Source organism: Marivirga sp. (genome assembly GCF_035704835.1).
Taxonomy (GTDB): Bacteria; Bacteroidota; Bacteroidia; order Cytophagales; family Cyclobacteriaceae; genus Marivirga.
On record NZ_DASSWQ010000020.1, the window covers coordinates 1 to 22,449 of the forward strand.

A 22,449-nucleotide genomic window follows, 5' to 3' on the forward strand; every position below is an offset into this window, starting at 1 on the left:
CAAATTGAGAAAAGCGCCTGCCGCGGGCTCCTCGAAATTTAAGTAGCGATTTTTACAAAATCACTCCCTAAATTTCCGAGGCTCAATAACTGTTTTGTAAGCCCTGATTTAGAACTTACACAGTTTATGAGATACTCCCCAAAATTCTAAACTTTGGAAAAGATTACATATTTACTTATCAGAACCACTACCTTTCTCTTCTTCTTTTTGAGCTTCCTCATTCAATATTTTCAATCGAGCAAGTTCTGTTTTCGCTTTTTCATTTTCAGCATTTAAGCTCAATACTTTCTCATATGACTTTATAGCCTCTGGATAATTTTTTAGCTCAACCAATAATTCTGCATAGCTATCATGAGTTACCCAATTACTCGGATGATAATAGGTGTTAAATTGAAAAACTAAAAGTGCCTCGTACTTTTTATCAGCGGCAGAAAGCACTCTTCCCAAAGTATTCAATTCGTTGTATCTACCAGCTTTATAATAAGTCTTCAAGTAAATGTTATTGATATCTTTATAGATTTCCTCCATGCTCATGCTATCAAACAATTGAAGCATATAATTTGCACCTGCATAGTTTGGGGCTGATGGATACCCTAAAGCGATTTGTGCAACATCTGTTAGTAAATCAGTGCTAGGCGACTCTACTATCCTGGCGTATTCTTTCCCTTCTTCTTTGAAAATGAAAGTAGGCACTCTATGAATATTTAACCCTTTCTCTTCGCGATTTGGACCTTGCTTATAGTTTTCACCAGAACCATAGAGTCCTATGAATTTAAGTTGCGCTCTATTCAACCCCAACTCATCCCATAATTTAACAAACTGAGGAACCCATTCCTGACTATCACCGCACCAGGTGCCCAAATAAACTTCAACCGTATCATTTTGAAGGTTTTTTGCCCAATCATACTCTTTATTAGCAAGGGAAAAGGTATCATAACTTTTACTATACCAGTCAGAATAGGTAGTATCTTCTTTTAAATAATCAACAGGAAATGTGCCCCAAATATGTTTATCTCCTTCTTCAGTATTGTAGAATTGAATTTCTTGAGCTTTTAGAATACTTAAAGTACCTAAAACTACTATGGTTAGGGTTAATAGTTTTTTAATCATTTGTCTGAAATATGAAATACCCATGTAAATATAATAAAGAAATTTAAAGTTTGAGACTCAATTAACTTCTACAGCATTATTTCTCGTGAAGTATCTATTATGTATACCTATCGTTATTCCTAACCTGATGACTTCAATTGTAGCTACTATCACAAATGTAAAATCAGGCAATTGAATATTGAGCATATCCGAAAGCAGATATATAAATCCAAAAGACATTCCTGAATAAATCATCAATCTGGGCAGAAGTTGTATATAGTTAAGGTAAATTCCCCATTTTCTCTTTGTAAATAAAAGATAACTTGAAATCAAAAAGGATAAAGCTAAAATCACCATTACAATTTCCCCCCAAAGTAAAGGGTAAGATTCCGCTTCAAATAAAAAGGAAAAAATTCCTGCAAAGGCGATTAAATCCAAAAGTCCGAAAAGCTGAAGTGCTTTTTTCATGTTGCAATTAAAGTAAATTTCATTTTCAATCTTCTGATTTCCTTAATTCTTCAAACAAAAGATTGTAATCATATTGCAAATCATCGTCCATATTGACGATGGTCTTTTCGATGGTGACCAGCAATCGTTCATACAAATTATTCAAGGTAGTGTTTTCACGAATTGATGGCTTTAGCTCAAGTAATTTCTGACAAAAATACATCAACAGTTCAACCTCTGTGGTTTTCTTTTTTGAATATCGAATATATTTCCGGGTCAGTCTGAGCACTTTCCGAATGGTCTTTTTCATCCAATAATAGTTCTGATTATTGATATCTGAAAATTGCACATCAATTTCATTTTTGACAGATTGGATATAGCCATCTTCATCGCCAGCTTCGAACAACAAATAGGTCAGAAATTCTTTATTCTCCTTCTTGAATCTTGCTATGCTCAAACAATAAGATAACAGCTCCTCTTCTGTTTTATGTTTAAGCTCCTTTTTAATTTCGGATAGTGTGGCTGCTTTCATGTGTATGTAATTGTTTTTAAGTTGCCACATGGAATAGTCAAGGTTCAAAATCCTAGTTAACCAAGCTTCAGTGTCCTGTTATATTCATTTCGGTTGGTATGCAGGGTTTATGACTATTTCATGTAATGAAATTACTAAATTTAATGCATTATACTTGAGGTTGCCCACTTTCTTTATTACTGATTAATGCTATTGTTTCGTTTACAAAATCAGTTTTCCCAAGTACATACGCACCTCTGTCATTTTTGAACTTCGAGGCTAATTCTAGTTTTAAATCCTCATACTTTTTTGCCCTTGCCGGATTCTGAATCAAATAATCCCTGAATTCAATTTGCCTCCACATCACATTTTCTTTGGGACACATATGAATATGAAATATCTGTTCTTTCTTGCCATCAAGATTATCTCCTTTCCCAAAAGATGAATAGGCTTCAACACTTTCTCTGGCTGGAACTACGAAATGGGTATATCCCAATTCCGAAAATTTTGCTATCAGCGTTTCATCAAACATTAAATGCTTGGGGATTTCAATCATCAGATCGATATAGGGTTTTGATTTGATGCCTGGAATGGATGAACTCCCGAAATGTTCTATTCGCTGGATTATTTCGGTACCAATTTCATTAAGAATTAGCTTTTTTTCAGTTTCAAAAATACTTTTCCATTCGGACTGATGTTCAACCAATTCTATCGGAAAAAACGTATTCCAATCTTCTCTGCTTAAGTCTTTTAGTGTCTTTTTCATGGATTTTTAATAAAATTGGGCGAGCGTGCAGCTATTTAGAATACCTGCCAGATGAATACTACTTTTGAATTGAATTTAACTATTAATTTTCCGGTATGAAGGTCGTTCTATTAATTGAATTCAGATTTTTACTAAAATTTACCGATTCTCTGTAACAAAACAACAACAATCAAAAGAGTTGAAATCATATGAAAAGCATTCCATCCCTGTTTCTTCATCTCCTCTTTAGTAGCTTTTTGTCTGTGTTTGTACCACAGATAGGAGTTAAATAAAAGTGCCATTGCACAAAATATTACCGTTATGATATTCCACATATAGTCTAATTAAAAATTATGATAAACTAATTTTATGCAAAGATTTTATTTAATTCCAAATGGCTTAAATGGTAATTCGCTCAGCCAATCTTTCCCAAATTTATCATTTAAATAATCGTAAATCATTTGATTGCTTTCGGTAGCTCTTTTGAATGAGAGTGGATCAATCACACAATTTTCTTTTACTACTCCAATTCCATATTTTTCTTTAAAGTCATCAAAGCCTTTTGGTATTGAATTATCAATACCGTGAATAATGAAATTCAAATTACCTTCCGAAATCTTTTGTTCAATTTGCTGGTGAGTCAGATTTACATTTTGACTTTGGGGGATAGCTATATATTCTCTTTCTACATCCTGTTGTTTCTTTTCTTCTAATCGGATGGTTATGGTATTTTTTTTATTTGTTATTCTAGCTGGATAATAGGTGTATGCAGCAAACTCATCTGTTAAAAAGCTAAATTGATATTTTCCTTTGCCTGATAATTTCACATTAAAACTTTCAGTGTTACTAATTTCAATTCTTTCATTAGTTCCGATTATTAAAAATGCACCTGAGCTAAGTTCTTTTTCAGTAAAGTTTTCAAACACAACTTCTGCAATTATATCTTTATCAGCCGCATAAGAAGTGATAAAAGTGAAAGCTAAAATTAGTGTTAATATATTTTTTCTCATCTCCAAAGTGATTAGTTTATCTAATTTAACAATTAAATTTGAAAAATGAGTCAACGGTCAATATTTAGCCATATTGTTTTAATTTCACCTAGCTATTCCTGGTTTGCAAGGAGGATTCTCAAAAATTGAGTTTTTAACTCAGAAAGCTAATTGGCATTAAGCCTTTTACCTCATTTATAGAATTGACTTATTTTTTTTGTAACTATTTCGTCTTAATACTCAAAACAATATACAACAGTAAAAATCAAAAAATAATCAGAAATAAACTATTAGCTACTTTATCATCTATTAAAATAAGCATTGAAAATGCTTGGTTTAGGCATCCTCTTCACAAAGGAGGACGAGACGGGGCTTCATCTAAGTATCTCAACTACCTCAAAATATACAATTTCCCATAGCCCTTCGTAAAGGCTTTGTCTCCTGCGGTGGCTCTTTGCTCCATAAATGCACCGTCTTTGCGAACCAGTACTCTGTATAAATAGACTCCATTTGCAAGTTTATCGCCAAACTCATCTTTTCCGTCCCACGCATAATTGGTAATGTTATTTCCAATTCGAATTGGGCCTATTTCATCTTGCAAAATTTCTCTTACCACCCGACCCGTCACCGTTAGTATTTGGATTTTAATTTCCTGTGGCAAATCAGTTCCTGTGAGCGTAAATACAAAGCGCGTACTGGTGGAGAAAGGATTTGGATAAGGATAGAAATTAGTGATGGTAGAAGCATTAACTACCTCAAATCGCACTTTGTAAGGCTCCTCTCCTGCCAAATTATCACTGGCATCCGTTGCCTGTACGCTCATTTGATAATTTCCATCTTCTAAAGATTCTGGTTGATAATTGACAGTGAAAGGATCTTCATCTGTAGCGGGAATCCATTCTACATTTGCATTCGAAAAACTAATTCTTTCTGCTACACATTCTTCGCAATCTCTACGCAATTGAATTTCTATTCCTGTAGTATCCGTTTTATTGATTAGCGTATTTTTATCTTCCAGTTTGATTTGAATATATGGCCGTGGCGATACGATATCACCATTCAAAATAGTAATCCCATCAAAAGTTACTTCCACCAAAGGAGGAAGTGAATCTCTTTTTATATCGAATAGATTATCGTAGCTCAAGACATTATTCGTAAATCGCTGTTCACTTAAACGATTATTATAATTGAAATTGATGATTAAATCATTTTCACCTACTTTTCCGCGAGTGTCAACCGATACGGTCAGACTGGTATCTGCTTCAGCTGCTAGAGGTGGAATCTGCATATCTTCATTGAAGAAGGTTCGTGAATCTCTATTGAACACCTGCCTTCTGTATTTGATTGGATTATCGAATGCATTAGGCGTGACATTAAACACCTGAAAAGAACTGCTAAACATCTTCCCTTCTGCCAATTCCGAAGGTTGATTGGTACCTTCCTCAGCTGGAAATATGATCGCATCAGGAACTTCCTCATAGATCACTTGCCATGCCGATAATTCTACTGGTGTTAAATTATCAGGGTCGGAAAGTGTAACTCTTAGTCTTAGCTGAGGATATAAACTGGCATTGACAGTGGATATATCCAAAGGCAAAGCTGCATCAGAAAATAGAAGACTTTGAATGTTTAAGGTATCAATTCCAAAAATATCTAAACGAATATTATCCGAAGCCTCCACATTCATAAAATCCGCATTAACGGAAGTCCATGACTTGGCCGGGCCAATAATTCTGGAAATGATAGAACCTGATTCGAAGCGAGCTTCTATTTGCTCATCAAGCAATAAAGTCTGGTCTTTCACAGGAATTTGGGATGAAGGATCTGCAATTAATTCGGTTCCATTACCGGCTCCTGCACCTTTTCTTCCTAATAAAATATAAGGCTCTCCATTTTGCAAATTATCAATAGCTGATGCCGTTGCACCCAGATCCAATAGTTCTGCCCTATTGTTGGCTCTCAAAATATTCCAGGCTACGCTATCGTAAGAGGATAATAAAACGAAATCTCCGTCAGGCAATTCATCATGGTATAATTTGAAGAATTCAGCTGGCTGATTCAATTGACTATTCCTTATCTGGTTAATAACTTGTGGCCTAATTCCACAGGTGTAATTATCGTTTATATCAAACCTATTTCCATCAGTCAAAATGCGATAAGGCACTCCACTTGATTTGTCAAATGCAATTAAATTCAAGGTATTTGCTGCGCAGCTCGCATTTTGCAGATTGGTTATTGCATATTCATTTTCATTAATTTTTACACTGTAATTCGCTATATCTTGATTACCTGGTGCCCTAGCTTCTAAGTCAAAAATATTTTCTTCAAAATTCCAACTATCATTTATGGTGATTCCTTCGATGGTATTAGAAGTGATTTGTTCAGAGGTATTCTGACGCCATCCTTGTGAAGCATTTGATGCAAAAGTAAATCCTGTAGTGGTCCACTCGTCCAATTCTCCCTCTCTCGGATTTGCAAATTTGGTTCTCCAGTAATAGGTCTGGTCTTCAATGGCAAGTAGTTGCGTTTCCCAATTTGCTAAAACCCTCGCATTAATAGTTTGGGTTTTTAGGAATGGACTATTGAAGTTTTGAGTCGTGTCCAATTCAAATATAAAATCTCTTTCACTGGCTAATAGATCAACAGACTGGGCTTTCAAATTGATATTTTGCTGATTTGTTATCCCGTTATTGTAGGGATATAAATTTAAAGTCGTTCCTAAAGAGATGAAAAACTGAATTTCTGCCACGTTATTATCTTTCCTGATTTCGTCAATTTTATTTGCCGGGTCAAGAGTGAGCTCAAATGTATTTTGTCCAAAACTTCCTGGCTGATCGTTTACAACTCGAACTGTAACCGTATCTTGATATTTTACAGATGCCACATATTGGGTATCCTGTACTATGATTTCACTATCTGGTAAAATTCGCTTCACTAAAATACCGATAGAATCTTCATCTGTAATTCCGTAGTTCGTGATGATAACGTCAATTCCAAATTCTGAACTCAGAGCATCAACAGGATTTCCATCTAAAGAAACCACATCCAATCCTTCAGGAGTGATTTCATAATCTGGATTCTCTGCTGGAAATAGTGTGTAACCCGGGTCGCAGAGCAAATTCATCTGTTGAGCTTGAGATAAATATAATGGTGCTGGATTAGTGCCGAAATTTGCTAAATAAGCATTTATAACCTCTTTTTGTACCAATCCGATAGGTTGATTAATTAATACCGAATCTCCATAGGCTTTTGCATAGAATAAATCGCTATATCGTTTCAGTTCACTGGGGAAACCTAAATAAGCATGAGCAATTAGTCCAGTTGCTCCCTTTTCGGCAGTATTTACCCAATCTTCTCCGAAAGTAGTTTCATTTCTTGCGATTTGATAGAAAGCTCCTGCATCACAACCATTGATTAAAATGAATGGATACTTGCCCTTATTATTATAGCCTAAATTCTCATCTGATACTCTTCCAATGTCAATATCTGCAGTATTAGGGCCCGAATGACCGAAAAATGTAATCAAATTCAATCCTCTATTGACCTGATCGGCTACGTTTATAAACTCAACAACCTGGGTTGTTTCTTTCGTAAAGTTTGAATAATCTCCGCCTATGTAAGGACTTGTGGCATAATTTGCGAAATCATTAATGTAATTATTGAATCGATTAATTTCAAAAAATGATACACCTCCACTTAAATTCAAAAAGTGTTTCCTTCTCAAATCATCAACCGGCTGAGATTCCATTAACTTTATTTTATCCAAATAATCGGCTACTATCTGACTGTTGTGTGCATTCAATCTGCCAAATGAAATGGAAGCTCTATTTTGTTCGTTGAGATTAAATCCAAATAAATTATCCGATCCCGGGGCCCCAGCAGTCGGTACAAATTCTTCATAAAGATTATCACCAATTGTAGTCCTTCTATGATAGTTATGGTACCAGTTCGTTCCTTTCCCAATGATGAAAATCATTTTAGCTTTTGTATTCTGAACCAGAAATTCAGTAAATCTGTAAACCGCCATGGGTGAAGTTTCCCCATAATTAAATTGATTATAAAGGCGTTGAATATCAGCTGTCAAAGTATCGTAACCACCACCTTCCGCGGAAGCTCGATAAGCTGAATAAGCAGCAACTGGATTTTCATATTCACCACTTGGCCTCATTAATTTAGGATGGCTAATAATTACATAATCCGGATTAATATTATTCAAATCCCTGAAGCTGACCCGCTCAATTTTTGGAGTTAGAAAATTCTGATTTTGTAAATAAAGTTGCGTTCCATTTAAGGTATTTCGAATAACCGTATTTATTTCTGCCCCTATTCTGTTAGTTCTTAATAACTCAGGTTCGTTGAAATTGTCAATTCGATATAAACGTGCGCTGCTATTGGTATTAAAAAACCGTAGGTAGGAAGAACCAACAGGATTTGCACTTAATGTAAATTGATTGCCCGATTCATTAACGACATCCGTAAATCGTTGATAATTCAGTTTAATATAAGAAACCGAAATTCTGTCAGGTGCTTGCGACTGTGGAATTAAGCGCACGACCATACTGCCATTTGCATTAATATCAGACCATTCTATTTCTGAAGTAAAAATATCATATTCATAATTTTCAAAATTGACAACGCCAATAGAGCGAAGAGAATTTTCAGTAGGTCCAACCAATATTTCAGTTTGATGTGGTTGCATATTTCTTCCTTGAATTAACACTTCAAGGCTGGGAACAGCAGCGGATTGATTGACTTGTCTGATATCACTGATTACAAAATTTGTCGGGTTTGTAAACGCTGACCCAGTCCAACCTTCTCCTAAATCAAATGCAGATTTATAAACATCACTTTGTGGGTTATAACGTTGACCCTGGTCTCCATTATTGGTATAAAGCTGTAGTTTTGTTTGTTTAATTGATGATACTTCGGCAAGGTTTTCAGTGTTATTAATGATATTTCGCTCTATCATTCTTTTCCCAGTGCTTCCATCAGATCTCCAGGTCAAAAAGTAAGCTGTAGTATCTGAGAATAAATTATAGTACTGATGCGCCTGGTCCTGAGGATTTTGGTATAAAGGTGTATCTGAAACTCCATCATTTGATTTTCCCAAAAATTGAATGACATCGCCCTGGTCAATTCTTCCATCATTTTGCCCTGCTATTCTAATTGCTATTTCTTCCCCACGGTGATACATCCGAATCGAGCGAGCATCAATCGTTGATAATGGAACTCCCACTTCCAATAGGTCATTATAATTTAATTCAAAAGCGGCATTCGTCCCAACTGAAATTTTATAATAAGATTGATTAAAATTAATCCAAGCTTGTGGGTCTTGCGCTTTGCTAAAATGAACCAGGAGAAAAAGCGATATGAAAAATAAAAGCCTATTTTTTTGCATCCCAATTAAAAATCATTGTGAAAACATGGGAATAAAGTGATTCGGAACTGTTTCCTAAATCAGTAAATGCATAATCAATTTGAAGCGTTTTGTATTTAAATCCTACTCCAATATTAGCTTGACCATTCCATCTTTCTGTACCGTTGAAGTTTTTTATCTTCTGAAGATTATTTCCCCCGAATCGAAGGAAGGCCATATTATCATATCCTATTTCAACACCTGCTCTTGGGTCTATTGAAAATTTCTCTTCACTGATGTAAGTATTTCGTTCGCCATCAAAAGTCGCATCAAAATTCACTTCTGCCAAAATCGAAAATTTATAAGGCAATGGTTGAGTATAGGCAGTTCCTAAAACCACTCTTGGTACTGCCATTTCGGTAGTATTTTCAGGGATTGTATTGTTGGTCTGCGTGTAAATATCTTCAATTAGCGTGATGTTATGGTACCAGGTCGTAAAGGTTCCAGTCACATCACGAGCTACCAAGCCAATATCCAAATTCTTCCATTTATATGCCGCACCAACATCAAAACCAAAACCCCAGGCTTTGGCAAATTCACCTACTGTTCTATGAATTACTTTCGCATTGGCTCCAAAGGATAGCCCATCAACAAATTTCAAGTTTCGGGCATAAGAAAACTGAAAAGCATAATCAGCAGCTGAAAAGAAACGGATATTGTCATAATTCAAAGCACCATTTGCATCGTAAATGTAGCGAGTATCAGGAATATCATCTACCCCAAATCGGATAAGTGAAAAGCCCATTTTGCTGCTTTCGTCAATCGAAGTGGCAAAACCGGCATAATCATAAGCAGCTATTCCGGCAAAATATTCGGCATGCATTAAATCTAAGGAATGATCTGTTTTAAGACTTGTTAGTTTAGCCGGATTCCAATAACCTGCCGAAGCACCTTCCACAGAAGCCACTGTAGCTCCTCCAAGCGCAAAAGCTCTGGCCCCTACTCCTATTGCCAAAAATTCATTAGCATATTTTGGTTTTGAAATCTGAGCAAACGACTCCAAAGAACCTAGAAGAAATAAAAATATGAAAAACAGTATCCGCATTAATTTAATCTAACCCAACAATTTAGCAAAATTAACAAATATCCTAAGAAAAGATTGTGGTATATAGGCTTTTTAGTACTTAAGAAATTACCAGATAAAATTCGCACAATTAATTCTTGAGACCAATTAGAGTCAACTTTGCTATTTAACACCCCTATGATCCCCTCGAGAGGATGTCACAGATTTTCCTTCCCCTAAAACGACAATACCACTTTTTTCTCAATGATTAAGCCAAGCGCACTACAAATTCATTAAACCAATTAGAAAACAAGAGTCTCCACTTGGTAAAGAGTAAAGCTGTTCATAAACGTACACTTTTATCGAAATAATGACCTCTTTCGTACAAAGTCAACTTCATCAACATAATCCTGCTTTCTGCTTCAAAATTAATAAAACAGGCTTCATATTAACTGAAGGCTGTTTTACTCGCTAAAATGCACTTTCACAATAGCGTAAATTTTCAACTGGTACACATCTTGGCATAAGATGAAGAGAATTGGCATAGCGGCCGATTAATATTCATCATTAAAGGATAATTTTATGATAGCAGAAAGAATAAAGGCACAATTGCGGACTGGGATTCTGGAATATTGTGTAATGCAAATTTTGAGAAGAGGTGAAGTTTATGCTTCTGACATTATTGACGAACTTATAGAAGAAGACCTTATTAAAGTGGAAGGCATTATTTATCCACTGTTGATGCGATTAAAACAAGAGAATTTGGTACAGTATGAATGGAATGAAACGCAAAGTGGTCTGCCTAAAAAACATTATCAACTAACTGAGAGCGGACAAAATACCATTAAGGCATTAGATGAAACTTGGAATGAGATTAATAAATCAGCCAAAAGAATCAAGAAAAAGACTGAAGAGCAATTGAAACCTGTCGAGAATCCTAAAGAAGAAAATTAATTGGTAGATAATTTCTCATTAACATTAATCTAAAAAATCTTAATTTTAAAGCAATGAAAAAGAATATAAGTATAAATATAGGAGGCATAATTTTTCATATTGAAGAAGACGGCTTTGACAAGCTGAAAAACTATTTGGATGCCATTAACCGTTACTTTTCAGATTTCAAGGACAGCCAGGAAATCATAAACGACATTGAAAATAGAATAGCTGAAATCTTTTTGGCCAAACTAAAAGATGATAAGCAAATCATTGAATTGGAGGACGTAAACGCCTTAATCGTGACTTTAGGTAGCATAGAAGATTTCAAGAAAGCAGAGGAAACTGATGAAGCTTTTGAAGAAAAAACTAACACAACTTACGATTATGAAGAGCCTACTGGAACTAAAAAACTTTACAGAGATACGAAGCGAAATGTTTTCGGTGGTGTAGCATCTGGAGTTGCACACTATTTTAAAATTGATGTGCTATGGGTCAGATTAATATTTATTGTCAGCTTTTTGGGATTATTTCCTTTCCAACCCGCTTCAATCCTGATACTCCTTATTTACATCTTAATGTGGATTTTCCTACCCTCTAATCCTGATTTAAAGGAAGATGAGAAGGTTAAAAAACTATACCGTAGCCAAGAAAATAAGGTGATTGGTGGTGTAGCGCGTGGTTTAGCTGCCTATTTCGGTACCGATGTAGCGGTGATTAGAGTGTTATTTGTGTTACTACTCATCCCTGGTGGAGCAGGTTTGATTATTTACCTAGTGCTATGGTTTATAACACCAGCCGCTAAAACGGTAACTGAAAAAATGCAGATGGAAGGAACACCCATCACGCTTAGCAATATTGAGAAAAATATAAAAAGCAGCTTAAAAGTTGAGAATGGAGAAGAAACTACATTGGTAAAAATTTTATTATTCCCTTTTAGATTAGTAGCCATTATTTTAAATGGTTTAGCTAAAGCGTTGGGGCCTGTATTGAATTTCATTGTGGATGCTGCCAGAATAATTTTAGGGCTCATCTTGAGTTTGTTTGGTTTAGGATTAGGTATCACTTTTATTTTCGGATTATTTATCTCCCAAGGAATTTGGTTTGAATCTGCAAATATGAGTTTTTTCGACATTCCTAATGAACTAATTGCCAATACCTTTTCTTTAGAATTAGTACTTGTAAGCTTCTTAACTTTAATAATTCCAGCCCTTTTCTTAATGATAGCAGGAGTTAGTGTCATGGCTCGTAAATGGCTGATGAACAAAACAGTAGGATTTTCCCTGGTCGCTGTTTGGTTTATAAGTTTAATAGGTGCTGCCGTACTCATTCCATCTCATGCTTTGAATTTCAGAAATGATGGTGAGCTTGTTGAAACATACGAATATGAGCTTCAAGATAAAATAGCAGTATTAAAATTAAAGGAAGTAGGTTTAGAAGATTATGATGTTACCAAGCTTAGAATAAGAGGCTATGATGGCGAAAAAATGAAACTGGAAAAGCGATACGAAGCACAAGGTAATAGCAGAATAGATGCTGAAAAGAATGCAAAAATGGCCTTTCATAATGTGGAAGTAAAAAACGATAGCGTTTTATGGTTTGATTCTAATATTCAATTCACAAAAGATGCAGTTTTCAGAGGTCAAAGCTTGGGAATGACACTGTTCATTCCTTTTGGTCAAGAGTTTGAAATGGATAGAAAAATGCAATACATTTTGCGAAATACTATCTATATCAATGGCTACAATGTTCAGCAGATACCTAATAATAGATGGGTTTTCGAGGAAAATGAAGGTTTGAATTGTCTTACCTGCCCGGAAGAAAAGACAAAAAGCAGCAGTACTGCCGCTCGGCAAACTGAAATAAACTCAGACCAGTTTTTCTCTTCCCCCTTTAGCTTTTCTGATGGTTCTTATTTGCAAACCTATGAAATCACTGATTTTAGTAAAGTTTCAGCTTCCACCGGAATATTTGTTGAAATCAAACAAGGAAGTGGATACGATTTCCAAGTAATGGCGGAAGATGAATCGGATTTGGAAGAATTCAGGTTTGAGGTGAAAAACGATAGACTAAAAGTATATTTTAATAAAAAGGAGTGGGACTGGGATTTCTTCTCAAAAGACTCATGGAGTTGGAGAGGAAATGTGCCGAAAGTGAAATGCATCATTACGATGCCAGAGCTGAAAGACTTAGAATTATCCTCTGCTTCTCAAGCTAATATTTATGGTTTTGAGGGTGAAAAACTCAATATTGATATCAGCTCAGCAGCCAGACTTTATGCCGACTTAAATTATGAGAATTTAATATTAGATGTTTCCAGCGCTTCAGATGTTAAAATGAAAGGTTTAGTGGAAAGATTAAGCATCGATATTAGCAGCGCTGCAAGAATCGAAGCTTTTGATTTGATAGCCAGAACTGCCCAAGTTGATGCTTCAAGTGCTTCCAAAACGGAGATTAATGTAACAGAATATTTAGAAGCAAGTGCAAGCAGTTCCTCTAAAATAGGCTATAGAGGGAAACCTAGAAAAGTAGAGAAATTTGAAAGCAGTGCAGCTAAAATCTTCGAAGATTAAAATATAATCTTTTCATGCCATGGCACTTCGTCATGGCATGATTCTGTTATAATTTCTCCACTAGCGCGCGTTGCGAAGCATAACGCGTGCTACATTCCTCTATCTATATTCCTAAAGCAATCTTTAATTTAGGATAACCCGTTTTCCCCACTAGCGCGCGTTGCGAAGCATAACGCGTGCTACATTCCTCTATCTATATCCCCAAAGCAACCTTCAACTTAGGGTAGCCTGTTTTACTAACGGGAATTTGCTCGCCACTTTTTAATATCAAAATATGACTATCCTTTTTATAAGCTTCTATTTTCGTGATTTCAGCAATTTTTACCAGATAAGAACGGTGCACTCTCACAAATGATTCTGGATCTAGATGCTTTTCAAAATAACTTAAGGTTTTATTTTTCAAGTACTTGCCTTCTTTTGTGAGGATGTTTACATAATCGTCATTTGCCTCCAGGTATTTGATATCTTGAGAGGGAATGATTTTAATATCATTTCGGTCTTTCAACACAATTCTACTTAAATATTCCTGAGCAGAAACTGCATTATTATTTATTAATTCTCGGACATTTTGAGCTAATCCGCTTTGCAGGTATTTTTTGATTGCCTTATTAAAACGCTCCTGAGAAAAGGGCTTTAGCAAATAATCCACTGCATGAACCTCAAAAGCTTGTAGCGCATATTCATCAAAAGCGGTGGTGAAAATGACTGGAGGGATTATTTCCAGCAGTTCCAGCATTTCAAAGCCGCTGATTTTCGGCATTTGCACATCCAAAAAGACCAAATCAGGCTGATATTTTTGAATTGCTTTCACCCCTTCGAAGCCATCATGGCAGATAGCAAGTACTTCAAAATCTTTGTTTTCGGATAAATATTCCTGAACTACACTAGTTGCCAGGGGTTCGTCATCTATAATAATGGTTCTAATCATGATAGCTGGGGAATTAAAAGTTCAACGGTAAATTGCTGAGCTGAGGCATTCGTTTTTAATAAATCATACCTTCCAAAAATAAGAAATAATCTCCTCCGGACGGCTTCTAAGCCGAAACCTGAGCCTTTTGCTTGTCCAGCCTTTGGGTCAAAAGGATTTGTAATAATTATTTCCAGATTCTTTTCTCTTTTTCTAAAATCAACTTGGATAATAACTTCTCCGGTCAATCCATAAAGACTGTGTTTGATGGCATTTTCCAGTAACGGCTGAACCATTAAATGAGGTAATTTCATTTCTTCAATTCCAGACTCAACCTTAAAATTAACTTGCAACCGATGCCCAAACCGGACTTTTTCAATATCCGTAAAGAGTTTGAGAAAGCTTATCTCCTCCTGAACTGTTATCCATTTATTTGCTTCTTTCTGAATTGTTCCTCTTAAAAAATCCGATAGCTGCAAAACCATTTCTCTGGCTTTGTCAGGTTGCATTTTAACCAAGGCACTAATAGAGTTTAAGCTGTTGAATAAAAAATGAGGTTGCAGTTGTTGGCGAAGTTGGTAAAGCTCAGATTCTTTAACCATTTGCTGCATTTTAACTTCTCTATCTTCTGCTGCTACTTGCTCTTCCAATTTTCCTTGAAAATTTAGCATTAATGAATAAGCCGTGAAAATTAGTAGAATAATAAATCCACGAACGACAAAAATGGAATGCAGAAAATCAGTATTAATTAGAGCATCAGGAATCGTCCATTTAACCAAAAAATCTCCTGAGTATAAAACAATTACAGATAAAAATAGAGGTAAAATGAAAACCAGAATTTTATTTCCTTTAGTTGGAATATAGAATCTAAAAATATTTTCCAGCAACATGAATCCGAGCAAAAACAATAAACTGAAAATGATACTATCCAGTAGAGCCCCTTCCAGGTTTAGTCCATAATGCATCAATAAAAGCGTGCATAAGCTTGTCCATGTTATAGAAATAGCGATAAGCTTAATCCATGCTTTTTTCTGATGCCGAATGAATTGTAAAAACATTGTTAAATGTAAAGGGATTTATTGAATAAAGTAATGGTTTAATTTTAATAGGATTTAAATTCTAATCCGCCAAAATTAACGGAACCTTTGATATGCAGCACTTTTCTATCGGCTGCATCTACTGAAGGAAATGCTCTTTTATCTTCAATTCCAGAAAAGATATTACTGACATCAGCTTGAATCTCCCAATGAGGCGGAATTATTAGTTTCAAGCCTCCAAAAATAACCTCTACATCTAGAATCGCAGTGTCTTTAATATCTGCTTTAGATAAATCGATATCAGCTCCGCCAAAAACTGAAGTTATGTTACCGCCCTTAAAATCTTTCGTAATTAATCTCCTTTGCACAGACGCAAAAACTGCTTCTGCTTTTATAAAATCGCTACTTTCTAATTTTGTATCAGAACCAGTACTCGTCTCATTAGCATTATTTTCGGTATCCACTTTTGTGAATCCAGCCTTAGAGCTGCGGCTTAAAATTAAATACAAACCGACTAGTATGACACCTGTAGGCAATAGGATATCATAATATTCAGTTGGTATAAGATTTTCTCTTCTAATTATAGAGAAACTACCTATGACAAGCATAATAATGCCAAATTTATTTTGAAACCCGTGGCGAATAATTGAATAAATACCAATTCCAATAAGAATGAATGGCCAGCTAAAAATCCAGCTGAATTCAATTATATCCATTCTATCTAGCAATAAAATACTACCAACTATCAAGAGGACGACCCCTAATGATAAATTTTTCCTGTCCGTGTTTTGAGGTTTGTTTTCCATGAGTGTTCAAGTTTAAATGATGATTCAAACTTAGCTTGGATTTATTAAATATACTTTTGTAATTAGGTCAGGAATTGTAAATTCTAGGTAATCGGCAGATTTGAGTCGGTGAAATATTTTTTTAATTAATATCGGAGAAGGCGTTTTGCTACGCAACGCGCGCTAGTGGGTTTCGTAATATTATTACAATTATTTCCAATGCCTGGTTCTATTCTATAATCACCTGAAATTAAAAGACCTTCAGAATTGGTAGAAATTGGGATAACATTGCATTGTGAATAACTTCGGAATGATAAAAATAGGCTGAGTAAAATTGTTGGTATTATGAATATTTTCATAGTTGAAATAGTTAAATTAATATTTAAAATCAAATCTTCCTTCGGTAATTTCAATTAAACTACCATCCTCTTTTTTAAAAGTTATGTTAAATGTTCCCGCAATTATATTTTGCTCTATTACTTCTTCAATTAATTCTAGATTTCCACTGACGATTTCTCTTGTAACCGTACCATTTGCGGTAAAAGAAATCCTGTCACCTGCTCCCGTTTTTATATTTGTAGTTGATTTAGTTAAATCTCCGCTAAACTCTTCTATATTTTGAATTATTATGGTTAGTTTGTAATCAAGTTCGATGTTAGATGCAGTCAAATATAAATTATTGTCTAAATTAACATACCCATCCAACGCATTTGCCCCTAAGAACCCCTGCACTGGTAAAAAAGCTTTACCGTTTACTAGACAGCCGAAGGTATTTTCACCAGTTGCCGTGACAGGTGGGAGTTTGGCTAATTCTTGTTGCGGGTCAAGTGTATCTCCATCCTTATCGAAAAGCTGGCATGATTGGCATGAGAGTACTAAAAGAAGGAGAAAATAAAGAGGAAATTTTTTCATATTGTTTTGGTTTACTTTTTGATTAATTCAAACTAACAAAAAATTAGTTTGAATACAAGTGTTTGAATATTAATTATTTGTGATCTATTACCAAGCTTTGAATAACAGTAAGCGGGCGTTTTGCTTCGCAAGGTGCTATGAAAATGAATTTTCAGTAAAAAAAAATTACGAACCGCAGCAGGCTCTCAAACCCACCACAATCCGTAATTCCAAAATTCCTAATTCGTAATTATTAATTCCTCAATTACTAATTACTAATTATCACTCGGTCTTTTCCATCTCACTGGTGCTTCCGGCTCAGGCTGCATTTCAAATTCCTCGGTTTCCAAAAGTCTCAAAGCTTCCTCAACTGCTTTTTCCAATTGAATATCTCTGCCTTGTAAAGCCATTTTCGGGTCATCTATCACTTCAATATCAGGAGCTACACCCACTCCTTCTACTGCCCATTCGCCATCTGTATCATAAAAACCTCCTCTTGGTGCTACCATTCTTCCGCCATCAATAAATGGAGGCGTATCCCAGGTTCCTACTAAGCCACCCCAGGTGCGTGTTCCCACCAAAGGACCAATATCTTTCTTTTTAAACATGTAAGGAAGCAAATCACCACCAGAACCAGCTCTTTCGTTAATTATCATTACTTTTGGTCCCCAGATTCCTGCGATTGGGGAAGTCCATGGACGATTATCACCTGCTTTACTGTTAAAATAACCAATCGGCTCGCGAGTCATGATGTCAATCATATAATCGGCTGCTGAACCACCGCCATTATTTCTTTCATCTAATACCACTCCCTTTTTATCCTGCTGTGAGAAATAATATCGGTTAAAGCTCGTAAAACCAGCATTGCTGGTGTTCGGAATGTAAACATAAGCCAGTTTACCGTCCGACATTTTATCCACTTTTCTTCTATTGCCTTCTACCCAATCGATATATCTTAGGCGGTATTCACTGCCTACAGGCTTTACATAAACTCTTTCTGCACCTGATTTTGAAGCCGAGCTATTGACCATTAAAGAAACCGTTCTGCCAGCAGTCTGCGCAAAATGCTCAAAAATATTATCATCTGCGGTGATGCTACTACCATTTACTTCTAAAATGTAGTCACCTTCTTTTACATTTTGTCCTGTTAAGCCTAGAGGTGCATCAATATCTGGATTCCAGGTTTCACCATCGTAAATTTTGCTAATTTTATAGAAACCGTTTTCAATTACGAAATCAGCACCTAATAATCCTACAGGCACTCTTTCAATATCTGGCATATCACCCCCTGAAACGTAAGAGTGTCCAATAGCTACTTCACCGCTTAAGATATCAACCAAATAATTCAAATCTGTTCGGTGATGCACATGCTTAACCCATGGCTGGTACCAGCTGTACACTTTATCCCATGGCGCGCCATGCACATTATCCACATAAAGGAAATCTCGCATATATCTCCAGCCTTCTTTGAAAATTTGTGCATACTCCGCTTTAGGAACTACATGCATTTTGGCTGATACTGAAATCTTATCCTCTGGTTTTGGTTTTCCTTTAGTATCGGTAATATTCCAGTTCCCTCCTTTTTGGAAAAGCGTAAATTTACCATTTTTCGAAAGCACCATCTGGCTAACTCCTTCTTCGAAATCTTCTGCTTTTTCTTTTTTTACATCATAACTATGCACTTTTAAGCCTTCCTGATTTGGAACTGATTCCGCTATGAAGATTTTATGCTCTTGACCACTTCGGATAAATTGATAATTTCTTTCCGGTAAACTCAAAGCCACTGTACGCTCTTGAATATTATCAAAATCAATTTTTACAGCTGTCGTTTTTTCTTCTTCTTTTCCGTTTTTATCCTTTTTGTCTTTGGCTTCTTCATCCTTTGCCTTTTCAGCCATTTCTTCATCGCTTTCCGGCAAGTTAGGCGCCTTTCCATCAGCACTTAAAACCACTGCGTACAAACTTCTATTGATGGATGGATCGTAAGAACTCATATCTAACCAACCAGTATTCAAACCATAATCTGTGCTGGCTAAGAAATACAAATACTCTCCTGACTGATCCCACTGAGGTGAAGTAGCATCCGCTAAAGGATCTGAAACTTGATGCGTCTGCCCAGATTCCGTATCATAAACAAAAATTGCTTTGAAATGACTATTTTGCTGTTTTTCGTACGCAATAAATCGGCTATCTGGTGACCAATTTGGATTTAAGGTTCTGTTGGGATGCGCATAGCCGTCAGTATCTACTTTTTTGACTTGCCCATTTTCCAGATTGATATACCATAAGTTGTAATCTGTGTCTGTATAGCTGATGAATTTTCCGTTAGGTGACCAATCAGGTGTGAAATAGAAAGTTGGATTATCTAATGCATAAGATTTTTGATTATCACCAAATTGATTGCTTACCACTAATTGATATTCACCGCTTGCATCTGAAAACCAAGCGATTTTATCTCCTTTGGGCGACCAAATCGGGTATCTGTCTGCTACACCGCTGCTCTGCGTGATGTTTCTCCAGCTTCCTTCTTCTTTTGGAAAAGTGAAAATATCTCCTCTGTGCTGAAAAATAGCTCTTTTCCCATTAGGTGAAAGATTCGGATTACTAACACTTCTGGCACTTACATCTTCCCATCTTTCTCTGCTAAAATTTAAATCTCCTGCTACATTAATTTCCATCTGCTGAGTAGATTTATCATTTGTATTTAGTAAATGAAGATATCCTCCTTGTTCGTAAGCAATTTGCTCTCCGAATGCATCCAGACTTTTTATATCAAATTTTTTATGAAAGGTAATTTGTTCTTCTTTTTGCGAGGCTAAATCATAACTCCAGATATTGCTTACATAATCTCTTTCTGATAAGTAATAAACCTTTTGACCTACCCAAACTGGATCTAAATGTCTTTCCTTATCCAATTGTGGAGTTCTGGTTAATTCCTGATTTTGCAAATTCAAAATCCAAATGGGCATAGCCTGTCCACCACGGTAATTTCTCCATTCTGGATCCCAAGAAGTGATAGGCGTATAAGCCAAATATTTTCCATCTGGAGAAACTTCTCCGTAAGCAGCTCTGATATCCACTAATGGTTGAGGAAAACTGCCTTCAGTAGAAACAGTGTATAATTGGGAGGTTTTAGTAGGATGTGCTTTCCTGCCTGTTCGGAATAAAATTTCTCCTTCAGGCGTCCAGCCTTGAACATCATCGCCACCCGGGTGATAGGTCAACCTTTTAGGTGTTCCGCCTTCAGCGGGAATGACATAAACATCAGTATTGCCGTCATACTCCGCACTGAAAGCAATCCATTTTCCATCATCTGAGAAATGCGGAGAAGATTCATAACCTTCATTAGTTGTCAGGCGAATGGCATCACCACCTGAAAGTGACGCTTTCCATAAATCGTTGGCATAGACAAATACCACATTATCGGTCGACAAAGTAGGTTGTCGCAATAACATAATACCTTGAGCAAATGCTTCAACAGAAACAAAAGCCATCAATAGAACTAAATATATTTTCTTCATAAAAAGTGATTTTTTGATTTGAAAAGTAAGCTAAGAAATTTGAAGGAAAGATGGTAGGGAAATTATATGAGTGTTGCAGGTGATGAGGTTTTGAAGTCAGGAAGTGTGAATTTGATGATTGGTCGATGCTTTGAATTGGTTGGAAGTTAAAATGGAATAGGAGAAGAATTAAAAAATGATTTGCCTAAATCAAATTTTAGTACTAAATTCATAGTAGACTATCAACGAACCCTATGAAAAAGAACCTTATTACCATCGCCCTTGCCATTGTTTCAATTGCATCATTAGCATTTGGATATTCCCAAAAGCAAAATGCGGAGGAGCAAAAAGTTATTGTCCAACAATATTCTTTGCTCTTGGATAAAAAAAATCAACAGTTAGAATTAATGCAGAAAACTTCTGAAGAACAAATGCAATTAGCTTCTCAGCAATTGCAAATTAGCACGGGAGTTGTTGAAGAATGTGAATGATTTCAATGCCAGTTGAAAGAGAGTTTTATATTTATGTTGTGGAAATTGAAAAATCAAGCCTAACCCAAAATTTAATTTGATGAAATCATTAGTGTTCTCCTGTTTTCTACTTTTTCTTGTTTCTGAACTACATGCGAAAGCATCTTTTTTTATAAAAGGAAAAGTGCTTTCTGAAAAACAGTTTTATATTAGAACTCATGATTTTAGTTTTAAAGTAGAGCCAGATAAAAATGGGGATTTTGAAATGGAACTTAAAACAGAAGCGCTTCCAACTTATATTTCAGTTTTCTATATTTCTAAAAGCAATAAAAGAGAATCTTTAGCTCCTCTAATTTGGATAGCGCTTGAATCTAATAATCCTACTTTGGAAATTACAGATGATACCATAAAACTCAGCAGAAAATCAGAAATGCAGAAACTTTCAGAAAGGATTGAAAATTCTGAAAAGAAAGAAAGAATTGAGATCATACAGTATAATACAAGCCATATTCCTGCTCTCTATTTCTTAGATAAAGAAAAAGAAAACATTGACCAAGAGGAACTTGCTCGAATATTGGAACAAATTCCAGCTCAAAATCAAAGCCACTTTTATGCAAAAAGAACTAACGCTTATTATGCTGCCATACAAAGAGAAAAAACAAAAAAGGGTAGTACATTGGAAAATTTTAGCCTAAAAGATGAAACTGGTGAAAGACATGAAATGATGGCTTTGAAAAATAAAACCAAAATAATTGCAATATTATCATCAGGTTGCGATTACTCTTTAGCTAGTCTTTCACTACTAGAACAAGTTTCGCAGTATGGAAATGATAAAATAGAAATCATCTCAATTTGGGCTGAACAAAGTGGAACCCCATGGAAAATGGATGAAAGAAAGCAAAAGGAGAAAATAGCATGGACCAATCTGTGGGACCAATATAGTTTCGCCTATCACTACCTTCGAGTTAAAGCTTATCCCACTTTTTTAATCGTAAATCCGGAAGGAACTATCTTAGACAAATTTACAGGTTTCAGCAAGAGGACTGCTAAGAAATTAGGCGCAGTTGTAAAAGAATACTAAATAAAATCTTCAATTTACAATATTTATAATTTTTGAATTTTATAAACAATACTCATGTGGAAATGCAAAATC

17 protein-coding genes are annotated in these 22,449 nt (G+C 35.6%); 4 read left to right on the plus strand and 13 right to left on the minus strand.

Annotation, left to right across the window (positions count from 1 at the left end):
- Nucleotides 1-171: 171 nt before the first annotated feature.
- The 8 genes from VFM92_RS03030 to VFM92_RS03065 form a co-directional block, all read right to left on the minus strand.
- Nucleotides 172-1,110 (minus strand): hypothetical protein, encoded by a 939-nt coding sequence (locus VFM92_RS03030; RefSeq protein ID WP_325120718.1) that lies wholly within the window; start codon nt 1,108-1,110, stop codon nt 172-174.
- Between the two features lie 57 nt (nt 1,111-1,167).
- A complete protein-coding gene (locus tag VFM92_RS03035; protein WP_325120719.1) occupies nt 1,168-1,557 on the minus strand; it encodes a hypothetical protein in 390 nt (129 codons plus the stop codon).
- A gap of 25 nt (nt 1,558-1,582) precedes the next feature.
- Nucleotides 1,583-2,068 carry a hypothetical protein gene (locus VFM92_RS03040; protein WP_325120720.1) on the minus strand — a complete coding sequence of 162 codons (486 nt, stop codon included), beginning with the start codon at nt 2,066-2,068 and terminating at the stop codon, nt 1,583-1,585.
- A gap of 148 nt (nt 2,069-2,216) precedes the next feature.
- A complete protein-coding gene (locus VFM92_RS03045; protein WP_325120721.1) occupies nt 2,217-2,813 on the minus strand; it encodes a GrpB family protein in 597 nt (198 codons plus the stop codon).
- Between the two features lie 131 nt (nt 2,814-2,944).
- Nucleotides 2,945-3,127, minus strand: coding sequence for a hypothetical protein (locus tag VFM92_RS03050; RefSeq protein ID WP_325120722.1), 183 nt, complete (start codon nt 3,125-3,127; stop codon nt 2,945-2,947).
- 45 nt (nt 3,128-3,172) lie between these two features.
- Nucleotides 3,173-3,802 carry a hypothetical protein gene (locus VFM92_RS03055; RefSeq protein ID WP_325120723.1) on the minus strand — a complete coding sequence of 210 codons (630 nt, stop codon included), beginning with the start codon at nt 3,800-3,802 and terminating at the stop codon, nt 3,173-3,175.
- A gap of 370 nt (nt 3,803-4,172) precedes the next feature.
- A complete protein-coding gene (locus VFM92_RS03060) occupies nt 4,173-9,179 on the minus strand; it encodes a C25 family cysteine peptidase (protein WP_325120724.1) in 5,007 nt (1,668 codons plus the stop codon).
- Nucleotides 9,166-10,242: a PorV/PorQ family protein gene (locus tag VFM92_RS03065; protein ID WP_325120725.1), complete on the minus strand. Its 1,077-nt coding sequence runs from the start codon at nt 10,240-10,242 to the stop codon at nt 9,166-9,168. The genes VFM92_RS03060 and VFM92_RS03065 overlap by 14 nt, the downstream gene beginning before the upstream one ends.
- Nucleotides 10,243-10,782: 540 nt before the next feature.
- Between VFM92_RS03065 and VFM92_RS03070 the strand changes: the two genes are divergently transcribed.
- Together VFM92_RS03070 and VFM92_RS03075 are read left to right on the plus strand one after the other, a co-directional pair.
- Nucleotides 10,783-11,154, plus strand: coding sequence for a PadR family transcriptional regulator (locus VFM92_RS03070; protein WP_325120726.1), 372 nt, complete (start codon nt 10,783-10,785; stop codon nt 11,152-11,154).
- Between the two features lie 53 nt (nt 11,155-11,207).
- The gene (locus VFM92_RS03075) at nt 11,208-13,706 is read left to right on the plus strand and encodes a PspC domain-containing protein (RefSeq protein ID WP_325120727.1); all 2,499 of its coding nucleotides are present in this window, start codon (nt 11,208-11,210) and stop codon (nt 13,704-13,706) included.
- A 193-nt stretch (nt 13,707-13,899) separates the two neighbouring features.
- On the opposite strand, the gene VFM92_RS03080 is transcribed toward VFM92_RS03075, so the two are convergent.
- From VFM92_RS03080 to VFM92_RS03100, 5 genes are all read right to left on the minus strand, one after another.
- Nucleotides 13,900-14,634 (minus strand): LytR/AlgR family response regulator transcription factor, encoded by a 735-nt coding sequence (locus VFM92_RS03080; protein ID WP_325120728.1) that lies wholly within the window; start codon nt 14,632-14,634, stop codon nt 13,900-13,902.
- Nucleotides 14,631-15,671: a sensor histidine kinase gene (locus tag VFM92_RS03085; protein WP_325120729.1), complete on the minus strand. Its 1,041-nt coding sequence runs from the start codon at nt 15,669-15,671 to the stop codon at nt 14,631-14,633. Before VFM92_RS03085 ends, VFM92_RS03080 begins: the two co-directional genes overlap by 4 nt.
- 44 nt (nt 15,672-15,715) lie before the next feature.
- Nucleotides 15,716-16,456 (minus strand): LiaF transmembrane domain-containing protein, encoded by a 741-nt coding sequence (locus VFM92_RS03090; RefSeq protein ID WP_325120730.1) that lies wholly within the window; start codon nt 16,454-16,456, stop codon nt 15,716-15,718.
- Nucleotides 16,457-16,810: 354 nt separating this feature from the next.
- Nucleotides 16,811-17,347 (minus strand): hypothetical protein, encoded by a 537-nt coding sequence (locus VFM92_RS03095; protein ID WP_325120731.1) that lies wholly within the window; start codon nt 17,345-17,347, stop codon nt 16,811-16,813.
- A gap of 254 nt (nt 17,348-17,601) precedes the next feature.
- Nucleotides 17,602-20,847, minus strand: coding sequence for a S41 family peptidase (locus tag VFM92_RS03100; protein WP_325120732.1), 3,246 nt, complete (start codon nt 20,845-20,847; stop codon nt 17,602-17,604).
- Nucleotides 20,848-21,080: 233 nt separating this feature from the next.
- Between VFM92_RS03100 and VFM92_RS03105 the strand changes: the two genes are divergently transcribed.
- The gene (locus VFM92_RS03105; RefSeq protein ID WP_325120733.1) at nt 21,081-21,317 is read left to right on the plus strand and encodes a hypothetical protein; all 237 of its coding nucleotides are present in this window, start codon (nt 21,081-21,083) and stop codon (nt 21,315-21,317) included.
- Between the two features lie 79 nt (nt 21,318-21,396).
- On the plus strand, nt 21,397-22,377 hold the full coding sequence (locus tag VFM92_RS03110) for a hypothetical protein (RefSeq protein ID WP_325120734.1): 981 nt from the start codon (nt 21,397-21,399) through the stop codon (nt 22,375-22,377).
- The last annotated feature ends 72 nt before the right edge of the window (nt 22,378-22,449 follow it).

Coding starts and splice junctions, on each gene's coding strand:
- VFM92_RS03030 (WP_325120718.1), bottom strand. CDS start 1,110: ATGATTAAAAAACTATTAACCCTAACCATAGTAGTTTTAGGTACTTTA.
- VFM92_RS03035 (WP_325120719.1), bottom strand. CDS start 1,557: ATGAAAAAAGCACTTCAGCTTTTCGGACTTTTGGATTTAATCGCCTTT.
- VFM92_RS03040 (WP_325120720.1), bottom strand. CDS start 2,068: ATGAAAGCAGCCACACTATCCGAAATTAAAAAGGAGCTTAAACATAAA.
- VFM92_RS03045 (WP_325120721.1), bottom strand. CDS start 2,813: ATGAAAAAGACACTAAAAGACTTAAGCAGAGAAGATTGGAATACGTTT.
- VFM92_RS03050 (WP_325120722.1), bottom strand. CDS start 3,127: ATGTGGAATATCATAACGGTAATATTTTGTGCAATGGCACTTTTATTT.
- VFM92_RS03055 (WP_325120723.1), bottom strand. CDS start 3,802: ATGAGAAAAAATATATTAACACTAATTTTAGCTTTCACTTTTATCACT.
- VFM92_RS03060 (WP_325120724.1), bottom strand. CDS start 9,179: ATGCAAAAAAATAGGCTTTTATTTTTCATATCGCTTTTTCTCCTGGTT.
- VFM92_RS03065 (WP_325120725.1), bottom strand. CDS start 10,242: ATGCGGATACTGTTTTTCATATTTTTATTTCTTCTAGGTTCTTTGGAG.
- VFM92_RS03070 (WP_325120726.1), top strand. CDS start 10,783: ATGATAGCAGAAAGAATAAAGGCACAATTGCGGACTGGGATTCTGGAA.
- VFM92_RS03075 (WP_325120727.1), top strand. CDS start 11,208: ATGAAAAAGAATATAAGTATAAATATAGGAGGCATAATTTTTCATATT.
- VFM92_RS03080 (WP_325120728.1), bottom strand. CDS start 14,634: ATGATTAGAACCATTATTATAGATGACGAACCCCTGGCAACTAGTGTA.
- VFM92_RS03085 (WP_325120729.1), bottom strand. CDS start 15,671: ATGTTTTTACAATTCATTCGGCATCAGAAAAAAGCATGGATTAAGCTT.
- VFM92_RS03090 (WP_325120730.1), bottom strand. CDS start 16,456: ATGGAAAACAAACCTCAAAACACGGACAGGAAAAATTTATCATTAGGG.
- VFM92_RS03095 (WP_325120731.1), bottom strand. CDS start 17,347: ATGAAAAAATTTCCTCTTTATTTTCTCCTTCTTTTAGTACTCTCATGC.
- VFM92_RS03100 (WP_325120732.1), bottom strand. CDS start 20,847: ATGAAGAAAATATATTTAGTTCTATTGATGGCTTTTGTTTCTGTTGAA.
- VFM92_RS03105 (WP_325120733.1), top strand. CDS start 21,081: ATGAAAAAGAACCTTATTACCATCGCCCTTGCCATTGTTTCAATTGCA.
- VFM92_RS03110 (WP_325120734.1), top strand. CDS start 21,397: ATGAAATCATTAGTGTTCTCCTGTTTTCTACTTTTTCTTGTTTCTGAA.